The sequence below is a fragment of the Nitrosomonas sp. genome, assembly GCF_019752415.1.
In the GTDB taxonomy this organism is placed as follows: Bacteria; Pseudomonadota; Gammaproteobacteria; order Burkholderiales; family Nitrosomonadaceae; genus Nitrosomonas.
On sequence record NZ_JAIEME010000102.1, the window covers coordinates 1 to 9,715 of the forward strand.

The window sequence follows — 9,715 nt, forward strand, 5'->3', positions numbered from 1 at the left end:
AACCTCGCATTCGCAGAATGGAGTAACGTTTTTATCGATGCCAAAATGACCACCGCGCTTCTGGATCGACTCACGCATCATTGCCACATCATTGAAACCGGCAATGAGTCTTTCCGATACAAACAAAGCTCTGTCACTGCGAAGATCAGAATACAGCAGCGAGAAAAAGAAAAATACTTACCAGATGAGAATCTGGCCAATTTGCAATAAATTACAACTAAAATAAAACATCAACAGGAGGCAAAAACCAAACTCAGTCTGGTCGACTTATCCACAGATGCGTAGTACCCTACGCACTGATTTCCCCTGGTCAATTTTCAACCGGCACAGGTGGTCAATTTTGAACCGGTATCAACATGGTTTGGGTATGCGCCCGGCATTGACACCGCGCCATATGCTGGCCGGTGAACAAGCATACAACGCTTGAACGACAGGTTGTCTTACATTGGCTGTGTTAGGGAGTTGATCGAAGTTTTTTAAAGCTTCAGGGATTGGATTCGTGGTGGATTCTTCTGCCATGTCTAGCTCCTTTGTGATTGAGGAGCTTAATGATATTCACCTAGTCTCTTTGATTCGAGGGAGGGAAAACACAGAATTTGTTTCCGGAATGTTTTGATTAAAAATTTATTCCGGTTCTATTTACTTTTTGATAGATTATTTTGTGATGATTGTGCACTTAGTGCAGAAACTACCATATCCGAAAAAAGGTATTGGCATTTCTTTTTCGTAACTTTTCTAATGCGTTCCGCAAGATCAACTTCGTATTCATCAGGAAACAATATCTTACCCAATACATGAAACGGAATTGTTGCATCTTCCATAGTTGCAATAGTAGTTAAATCCCAATAGGGAAGAAGTCGCGACGAATACCAGTCTTCAAAATCTGCAGAAGAAAATTGACGTTTAATAAATTCATTCGAGGTGCTTCTGGTTTGGACTAACCAATCTTTAAATTCTTTTAGAATCATCTCATCACTAGCTTCTAGATCGATTTTAAGAAATTTAACGGCTCCATAATCTGCTATATCTGATATTGGATAACCGTACTTATTATTAATATCCTTTTGTTGTTGCCATAATTTTTTATTCCACCAACGTTCTGAATTATCGACTATACCCCGCAGAGTTTCAAAATCATTTTCTATTTCTTCTTTTCTATCTGAGTCTAGAAGAAAAGAATATGCGAAAGATTCAGTTAGTTCTTGAACACTGTGAAATTTTTGTTTGTACTTCTCATCGGCAAAGAAATCAAAGAAAGATCGAAAAGAAAAATCCTCATTATTTTCTTGGCTAACCAAGGGATCTCTTTTTATACGTTCAAAAAAATTCAATGCTTCATCCGTAGGGGGGGAAAATCTATGTGGCTGCATTAGAGCATTCCAATAATATTGTCTAATTTGAATTTCATCATGCCATCCTCCAGCAGTAAATTCGGCTAAATCAGAATAATTATCTAACTTAAACCAAGATGGAATTGTTCTCCAAGTCTTCATAGTAACCATTTATTCGGATGTTTTATTTCAATCTTTGTGAAAATTAGCCACTTTGGCACCGGCTGCCAATTCATCCAGATAATCCGCCCACCAGCGCATCATTTCTTTGCGTTTGGGTAAGTGTTCAGCGAAGTTATACGCTGCCACAACTTTGTTACGTTCTGCATGGGCAAGCTGCCGCTCAATCGCTTCATGCGGCCAGCCGTGTTCATGTAACAGTGTACTGGCCATGCTGCGGAAGCCGTGCCCGGTCATTTCATCTTTTTCATAACCCATGCGCCGCAAGGCTGCATTGATGGTATTTTCCGACATTGGCCGGGCACCGGTGCGTATGCTGGGAAAAATATACTGACCATCGCCGGTTAACGGATGGATGGATTGGAGTATTTCAACGGCTTGGGCTGAGAGCGGGATAATATGCTGCTCTTCCATTTTCATCTTGTGGCCGGGTATGCGCCATTCTAGTTTATCAAAGTAAATTTCTGCCCATTCGGCATGCCGCAATTCACCGGGGCGCACAAATACCAACGGCGCAAGCTGCAATGCACACTTGGTAATGTATGAACCGCTAAATCCCCGGATTGAACGCAGCAATGCGCCAATGGCTTTGGGGTCGGTAATGCTGGCATGGTGTTTTACCTTGACCGGCGTTAATGCGCCTCTCAAATCGCCGCTTGGGTCACGTTCAGCGCGCCCGGTGGCAATGGCATAGCGAAATACCCGCCCGGCATATTCACGGCAACGCTGCGCTTTTTCATGTGCGCCACGGCTTTCTATTTTGCGCAATACGGCCAGCAATTCCGGGGCGGCAATATCTTTGATGACACGGCTTCCCAACCAAGGGAAAATATCTTTTTCCAGATAGCGCTTGATATTTTCCGCTGTTGTTTCTGCCCAAGTCTTGCTGGTTTTTGCGTGCCATTCTAGCGCTACCGCTTTGAAAGTATTTTCTGCCGCAGTGCGCACAATTTGCTTATTGATGGCTTTGGTCAACGATGGATCAATATCTTTTGCGAGCAATTCACGCGCTTCATCGCGTTTCTTTCTGGCATTAACCAGAGAAACAGCGGGATAGACACCAATGGCCAAAGTTTTACGCTTGCCCACAAATCGATAGTCCATGCGCCAATATTTACCAGTGGATTTCACCAGCAAATACAGCCCGCCGCTGTCGCTTACTTTGTAAAATTTATCTCGTGGTTTAGCGTTTCTTATCGCGGTATCGGTGAGCATTTGACGGTATCTCGTATGGCGGTATCAGAAAATACCGTCAAAAATACCGTTAAATTGACGGTATGTCAAAAGATGCTATGTTATCTCTTGATACAATCAATTCTCTAAAATCTTAATAATTACAATGGATTTGATACGGTACGAGACTTACTGAAATTCTCTAATGGTGCCGGGAGGGGGAATCGAACCCCCATGAAGTCGCCTTCGCGGGATTTTGAGTCCCGTGCGTCTACCAATTCCGCCATCCCGGCTAGACTGTCTGTTTGTATTTGAATCAACTGAAGGCGCAATTATCACTGAAAACCTGCTGTACAGCAAGCTGCATGGGCGGAAATCATGTTGCACCAGTATAATAGGCAGCATGAAAACTCAGGATTTTGATTATTACCTGCCCGCTGAGCTAATCGCGCAGTTCCCCGCTGAGCAGCGCGCCAGCAGCCGCTTGCTCTATTTGGATAGCATCCATAATCATCGACAGGATACGTTATTCTCCAACTTGCCCAATTACCTTCGTGCCGGGGATGTCATGGTATTTAATGATACTCAAGTGATCAAAGCGCGTTTATTTGGAAAAAAAGACAGTGGTGGCAATGTCGAAGTAATGGTGGAACGTGTGTTGGATGATCGTCATGTTCTGGCTGCTATCCGTGCCAGCCACGCACCTAAATCTAATTCTAAGCTGCTATTAGCTTACGCTATTCCAGTAACCGTAATCACGCGTGAAAGCGAATTTTATACATTACGTTTTGAACATGAGAAGCCAGTTGGAGAATTATTAGAATGTTACGGTCAACTGCCGCTACCGCCTTACATTGCGCGACCAGCTACTGCCGCAGATGAGTCGCGGTATCAAACTGTTTATGCCAGAAACTCCGGAGCCGTTGCCGCACCGACTGCAGGTCTGCATTTCGATACCGGCATGATGGATCGATTGCGTGCAATGGGCGTTATCATTGTCTACGTCACTTTACATATCGGCGCAGGGACATTTCAGCCAGTGCGCGTTGAAAATATCGCCGATCACACCATGCATAGCGAAACATTCCATATCCCCCAAGCCACCGTGGACGCTATCGAGCAAGCTAAATCGACAGGAGGCCGCATTCTCTCGGTGGGCACTACATCGTTACGCGCCTTGGAATCTTGTGCATCGCTTCATCGGGGTCAATTGGTAGCAGGTTATGGCGATACGCAGATTTTTATTACGCCAGGTTATCGTTTTCAGGTGGTCGAGCGATTATTAACCAACTTTCACTTACCTTGTTCGACACTATTAATGCTGGTATCAGCTTTCGCCGGCATGAATAATATTCAGTGCGCGTATCACCATGCTGTGACAGCACGTTATCGTTTTTTTAGTTATGGTGATGCCATGCTTATCGAGAAGAATTTATGAAATTTCAATTACATTCCACCGATCATGCCGCCCGCCGCGGCACGTTAACTTTAGCGCATGGCACGGTCGAAACACCGGTTTTCATGCCGGTGGGAACCTATGGCGCAGTCAAAAACATGTCACCTGCCGCACTACAATCAACAAATGCACAGATTATTTTGGGCAACACATTTCATCTGTGGTTACGTCCCGGACTAGAAGTCATTCAAGCATTTGGCGGATTACACGATTTCATGGATTGGAATGGCCCGATGTTAACCGATTCAGGCGGATTCCAGGTATATAGCTTGGGGAAGCTGCGCAAAATCACTGAACAGGGCGTTCAATTCAAATCGCCGGTCAATGGCGATAATTGCTTTCTATCGCCGGAAGAATCGATGCGGATTCAGCGTACACTCAATTCCGATATTGTGATGATCTTTGATGAATGCACACCTTATCCGGCGGATAAAGTAATCACTCAGTTATCCATGGAGCTCAGTCTTCGTTGGGCAGAACGCTCCAAACAAGCGCATGCCGATAATCCCAATGCGTTGTTCGGTATCGTGCAAGGCGGCATGTATGAGCATTTGCGCGACTATTCTTTTTCCGGCTTGCAAAACATCGGCTTTGATGGATACGCCATCGGCGGGCTTTCCGTCGGAGAGCCCAAGACAGACATGCAGCGCATTCTGAAACATACCGCACCGCTACTGCCTGCAGACAAACCGCGCTATTTGATGGGCGTAGGAACACCAGCAGATATTGTCAACGCAGTGGCACAAGGCATTGATATGTTCGATTGCGTACTGCCTACGCGAAATGCCCGGAATGGTTGGTTATACACGCGACACGGCATTATCAAATTGCGTAACAGCCGCTACCGTATGGATACCTCGCCTCCCGACGAGCACTGCGGTTGCTATACTTGCCAGAATTTCAGCCGAGCCTATCTGCATCATTTACAGCGCATCAATGAAATGTTGGGCGCACACTTAAATACCGTCCACAATTTATTCTATTATCAGCAACTAATGGCGGAAATTCGAACGGCAATTGAAAACAATCAATTTAAAGAATATGCACAAGAATTTCTGGCATAAGCGGTCATCATGCTAATATGTACCCTTTTAATAAAAGGGAGAATTTTATGCTGATAAATGACGCATTTGCCCAAGCTGCTTCGTCAACGCAAGCTGGCGCAGACTGGCTGAGTCTATTACCGATGCTCGGTATACTTGTTATTTTTTATTTATTGCTAATCCGCCCCCAGGCCAAACGTGCAAAAGAACAAAAACAGATGGTGGAAGCATTGCAAAGAGGTGATGAAGTCATCACTAACGGCGGTATATTAGGCCTGGTCATTAATGTCAGTGAAAATTATGTGGTTATCGAAATTGCGCCTACCGTAGAGATTACTGCGCTTAAATCTTCGGTGCAAACCTTACTACCCAAAGGAACACTGAAAAGTATTGAACCCAAAAGCAAAACACAAAAAACCAAAACAGTAAAAACAACTGCTGCACCGGAATCCAAAAAAACTGAAGATACCGGAGAAGCTTCAGATAACAAAGAAACTGAAGCTGAAAATAATATAGAAAAGAAATAATCACGCACAGTAACGTAGGGAATTATTATTTAATACCTGCCCTTGCATATCTTTTTACCTTTTATCATTTGATACTTAACAGACACCCATGAACCGCTACGCACTTTGGAAGTATCTGATTATTGCGGTTTCGCTTCTACTCGGATTGCTTTACACATTACCTAATTTTTACGGTGAATCTCCAGCAGTACAGATTTCATCGCTACGGGTTTCAGCAAACGTTGACACCACATTGTTGCAACGAGTCGAAGACGCATTAAAAAAAGCCAGTATTGAAACCGTTGGAATTTTGCTTGAAGCAGACAGTATCAAGGCACGTTTTGCTGATACTGACATACAGATCAAAGCGAAAGATCTTTTGGAATCAACACTCGGCAAAGAATACATAGTTGCACTGAATCTGCTACCCAATTCCCCCGAGTGGTTAACCAATCTTGGCGCGCTGCCAATGTATCTGGGACTTGACTTGCGTGGCGGTGTGCATTTTATGCTTGCAGTTGATATGGAGGGTGCGCTCGATAAATCACTGGATCGTTACAGTGCCGATATTCGCAGCACATTACGTGAAAATAAAATTCCATATACCGGACTTGAGAAGCAAGAGAAAAAACTCATCTTGAAGTTTCGTGATACCGAAGCACGCGCAAAAGCAGAAACTGAATTAAAATCGAATTACCCTGATCTCGGTTTAATTGAAAAGGAAGCCGATAACCGATATCACCTCATTGCTGCGATCAAACCAGAAGCCCAAGTGCGCATGCAAGATGCAGCCGTAATGCAGAATATTACTACATTGCGTAATCGAGTAAATGAGCTGGGTGTTGCTGAACCTATCATTCAAAAAGCGGGGGCGGATCGTGTCATTGTTCAATTGCCAGGAGTCCAAGATACGGCTAAGGCAAAAGATATTTTGGGACGGACAGCTACGCTGGAAATTCGTATGGTCGATGACGAGCATGATCTTGACGCTGCCATACGCGGAAAAATCCCATTTGGTACCGAGCTTTATGAAGAGCGTGGCGGCGGCCCAATACTCGTCAAGAAACAGGTGTTACTCACAGGTGAGCGTATCACCGATGCACAGCCCGGCTTTGATAAAGACAATCAACCGGCAGTGCATATCAATCTGGATAACAGTGGCTCGCGTATTTTCAAGCAATTAACGCGTGAAAACGTTGGCAAAAGAATGGCAATTCTTTTAATTGAGAAAAACCAAACAGAAGTTGTCACGGCACCGGTTATTCGTGAAGAAATTGGCGGCGGGCGTGTCCAGATCAGCGGACGCATGACCAGTAGAGAAGCCCGCGATGTTGCATTGTTACTGCGAGCAGGTGCGTTGGCAGCGCCGATGGATATTATTGAAGAACGTACAGTTGGTCCAAGCTTGGGGGCTGATAATATTGCGCGTGGATATAATTCGACACTTTATGGATTCTTTGCTGTTGCCTTCTTCGTTATAATTTATTACACGGCGTTTGGTGTTATCTCAGTCATCGCACTTGCTCTCAATATATTGTTGCTGGTGGGATTATTATCGATCATGCAAGCCACGCTGACATTACCCGGGATGGCTGCTTTGGCCCTGACTGTGGGTATGGCTATCGATGCAAATGTACTGATCAATGAACGTATTCGGGATGAGCTACGCGCTGGCGCTTCTCCGCAACTCTCAATTCATGCTGGATATGAACGTGCGTTTGGCACGATCTTGGATTCTAATATCACGACCTTAATCGCTGGTATTGCTTTGTTTGCTTTTGGCTCAGGACCGGTCAAAGGGTTTGCTGTAGTACTTTGCTTAGGTATTTTAACTTCGGTATTTACAGCAACCTTTGTTTCAAGAGGTATGGTAAATCTGATGTACGGAAGCCGGCGCCGACTGGATCACGTTCCCATCGGCAAAATCTGGATACCCAAGAACAGTCTGGACAGCGACAAAGCCATTTCTCATGAAGAAGATGAAACTAATGAGGATATAACAGTCAGCGGCAAGGTAAGAATCAACGAGCAGAAGAAAGTAAAAATTCAAGCTAAAGCGAGCAGTCCAGTAGAAACGATAGCCGATACTAACAACATTATTGACGATGCAAAAATTAGACCAGATGAGAAAGCTATTACCAAAATCAAAAGTAAGCGTAAAAAATCTGATGTCAAGCAACCTAAACAACAATAGCTGGCTTATGAGGAATTAAATATGGAATTTTTTAGATTTAATCGTGACATCCCCTTCATGAGCTGGAGACGGCAAGGGGCTATTATTTCATTGATAACATTTATTCTTTCTGTTTTCTTCATTGCCACAAAAGGATTAAATCTTGGCGTTGATTTTACGGGCGGTACGGTTCTGGAAGTTAGCTATACCCAGACAGCTGATCTTGGAAAAATCAGAAGTATTCTTGTTGATCTTGAAATGTCTGATGCCAGCGTACAAAACTTCGGGTCTTCCCGTGAAGTTCTCATACGTTTACCCATTAAACCTGCAGTTTCTAGCGCACAATTGTCTGAAATCGTATTAAATGCTCTCAAGCAAGCTGATTCCTCTGTAGAAATGAGACGTGTCGAATTTGTTGGCCCGCAAGTTGGTGCAGAATTATTGGAAAATGGTGCATTGGCCTTACTATTTGTTTCATTAGGCATAGTTGCCTATTTGGCTTTACGATTTGAATGGAAGTTTGGTATAGCAGGCATTATCGCTAACTTACATGATGTCGTTATCATCGTCGGTTGTTTTGCATTCTTTCAGTGGGAATTCTCGCTGACCGTATTGGCTGCTGTATTGGCCATATTAGGTTATTCCGTGAATGAGTCCGTTGTCATTTTTGATCGCATTCGGGAAAATTTCAGAAAACACCGTAGAGCATCTATCACACAAGTGATCGATAATGCCATTACACAAACTATGTCACGCACAATCATCACACACGGCAGCACTCAGATGGTAGTTATTGCAATGCTTTTGTTTGGAGGTGAGGTACTTTACTACTTCTCACTGGCATTAACAATCGGCATTCTATTTGGAATCTATTCTTCAATAATGGTGGGTAGTTCGATTATTATGCTTCTAGGCGTAAAACGGGAAGATCTCGTTAAGTTAGAGAAGAAGCCGCTAGAAAATGATGGCGCAGTGGTATAGAAGTTTCTACAACTAATTATCTATTTATTTTATCAAATCAAGGTAAAGCAGACTCTTGTTAACTGAAATCATCAATTGGATTGTCAACACGGTCGGTAGTTTGGGATACCCAGGTATTTTCTTGCTTATGATGGTTGAATCAAGCTTTATACCTTTTCCCAGTGAAGTCATTATGATTCCCGCGGGTTATTTGGCTTCAAAAGGTGAAATGAATATGGTAGCCGTAATACTATGCGGTATCTTAGGAAGTTTACTGGGTGCGCTAGTCAACTACTATTTAGCGATTAAATTAGGCCGTCCACTGCTGATACGTTACGGTAAATATGTTATGTTCAAAGAACACAACCTACAGCAAATGGAGGATTTCTTTGCACGCCATGGTCACATTTCCACATTCACTGGCCGCTTAATACCTATGATTCGGCAATATATCTCCATACCCGCTGGTCTGGCAAGAATGAATCTACCTATCTTTTGCTTCTATACAGGTCTTGGCGCTGGAATCTGGGTAATTATCTTGACACTGTTAGGTTACTTTATTGGTGAAAATGAAATGCTGATTAAAGAATATTTACGTGATATTGTCATTGCTCTGGTTATCAGTTGTGCGATAGGTATTGCTCTCTATTGGAATTATCACCGTCATTCGAGTCGCTAAGCTCCTAATACAGCGCTTGTCTACTGATTTAATTTATTTACAAAATGGACACAACAACCACTCTTCGTTGTGTCCATAGTTTAGAACATTCTTTGTTAAGCCGTGGCTTGATTATCTGACTTGCGTTTGCTTCGCATATAGAAAAAAACTCCAATTGCAAGCACCAGTACAATAGGTGCAATTATTGCCGATTTAGGTGTTGGACGACCTTCCC

Annotated in this window: 10 protein-coding genes and 1 tRNA gene; 7 read left to right on the forward strand and 4 right to left on the reverse strand. The window is 43.5% G+C overall.

Annotation, left to right across the window (positions count from 1 at the left end; translation table 11 throughout):
• On the forward strand, positions 1 to 210 hold a 210-nt coding region (locus K2P83_RS13645), incomplete at its 5' end, for an ATP-binding protein (protein WP_292930105.1).
• A gap of 141 nt (positions 211 to 351) precedes the next feature.
• Here K2P83_RS13645 and K2P83_RS13650 read toward each other — a convergent pair.
• From K2P83_RS13650 to K2P83_RS13665, 4 genes are all read right to left on the reverse strand, one after another.
• On the reverse strand, positions 352 to 519 hold the full coding sequence (locus tag K2P83_RS13650) for a hypothetical protein (protein ID WP_292930107.1): 168 nt from the start codon (positions 517 to 519) through the stop codon (positions 352 to 354).
• Between the two features lie 116 nt (positions 520 to 635).
• Positions 636 to 1,493 (reverse strand): DUF6387 family protein, encoded by an 858-nt coding sequence (locus tag K2P83_RS13655; RefSeq protein WP_292930109.1) that lies wholly within the window; start codon positions 1,491 to 1,493, stop codon positions 636 to 638.
• Positions 1,494 to 1,520: 27 nt separating this feature from the next.
• Complete coding sequence (locus tag K2P83_RS13660) at positions 1,521 to 2,726, reverse strand: integrase arm-type DNA-binding domain-containing protein (RefSeq protein ID WP_292930111.1); 1,206 nt, start codon at positions 2,724 to 2,726, stop codon at positions 1,521 to 1,523.
• A 164-nt stretch (positions 2,727 to 2,890) separates the two neighbouring features.
• A tRNA-Leu gene (locus K2P83_RS13665) sits at positions 2,891 to 2,977 on the reverse strand.
• 110 nt (positions 2,978 to 3,087) lie between these two features.
• On the opposite strand from K2P83_RS13665, the gene queA reads away from it, so the two are divergent.
• From queA to K2P83_RS13695, 6 genes are all read left to right on the forward strand, one after another.
• Positions 3,088 to 4,122 carry a tRNA preQ1(34) S-adenosylmethionine ribosyltransferase-isomerase QueA gene (queA, locus tag K2P83_RS13670; protein WP_292930113.1) on the forward strand — a complete coding sequence of 345 codons (1,035 nt, stop codon included), beginning with the start codon at positions 3,088 to 3,090 and terminating at the stop codon, positions 4,120 to 4,122.
• Positions 4,119 to 5,204, forward strand: a complete 1,086-nt coding sequence (tgt, locus tag K2P83_RS13675; RefSeq protein ID WP_292930115.1) for a tRNA guanosine(34) transglycosylase Tgt — start codon at positions 4,119 to 4,121, stop codon at positions 5,202 to 5,204. Before queA ends, tgt begins: the two co-directional genes overlap by 4 nt.
• 47 nt (positions 5,205 to 5,251) lie before the next feature.
• A complete protein-coding gene (gene yajC / locus K2P83_RS13680; protein WP_292930117.1) occupies positions 5,252 to 5,710 on the forward strand; it encodes a preprotein translocase subunit YajC in 459 nt (152 codons plus the stop codon).
• Positions 5,711 to 5,798: 88 nt separating this feature from the next.
• Positions 5,799 to 7,883: a protein translocase subunit SecD gene (gene secD, locus K2P83_RS13685; protein ID WP_292930119.1), complete on the forward strand. Its 2,085-nt coding sequence runs from the start codon at positions 5,799 to 5,801 to the stop codon at positions 7,881 to 7,883.
• 21 nt (positions 7,884 to 7,904) lie between these two features.
• Complete coding sequence (gene secF / locus K2P83_RS13690) at positions 7,905 to 8,843, forward strand: protein translocase subunit SecF (RefSeq protein ID WP_292930121.1); 939 nt, start codon at positions 7,905 to 7,907, stop codon at positions 8,841 to 8,843.
• Between the two features lie 55 nt (positions 8,844 to 8,898).
• On the forward strand, positions 8,899 to 9,501 hold the full coding sequence (locus K2P83_RS13695) for a DedA family protein (protein ID WP_292930123.1): 603 nt from the start codon (positions 8,899 to 8,901) through the stop codon (positions 9,499 to 9,501).
• The last annotated feature ends 214 nt before the right edge of the window (positions 9,502 to 9,715 follow it).

Coding starts and splice junctions, on each gene's coding strand:
- K2P83_RS13650 (WP_292930107.1), bottom strand. CDS start 519: ATGGCAGAAGAATCCACCACGAATCCAATCCCTGAAGCTTTAAAAAAC.
- K2P83_RS13655 (WP_292930109.1), bottom strand. CDS start 1,493: ATGAAGACTTGGAGAACAATTCCATCTTGGTTTAAGTTAGATAATTAT.
- K2P83_RS13660 (WP_292930111.1), bottom strand. CDS start 2,726: ATGCTCACCGATACCGCGATAAGAAACGCTAAACCACGAGATAAATTT.
- queA (WP_292930113.1), top strand. CDS start 3,088: ATGAAAACTCAGGATTTTGATTATTACCTGCCCGCTGAGCTAATCGCG.
- tgt (WP_292930115.1), top strand. CDS start 4,119: ATGAAATTTCAATTACATTCCACCGATCATGCCGCCCGCCGCGGCACG.
- yajC (WP_292930117.1), top strand. CDS start 5,252: ATGCTGATAAATGACGCATTTGCCCAAGCTGCTTCGTCAACGCAAGCT.
- secD (WP_292930119.1), top strand. CDS start 5,799: ATGAACCGCTACGCACTTTGGAAGTATCTGATTATTGCGGTTTCGCTT.
- secF (WP_292930121.1), top strand. CDS start 7,905: ATGGAATTTTTTAGATTTAATCGTGACATCCCCTTCATGAGCTGGAGA.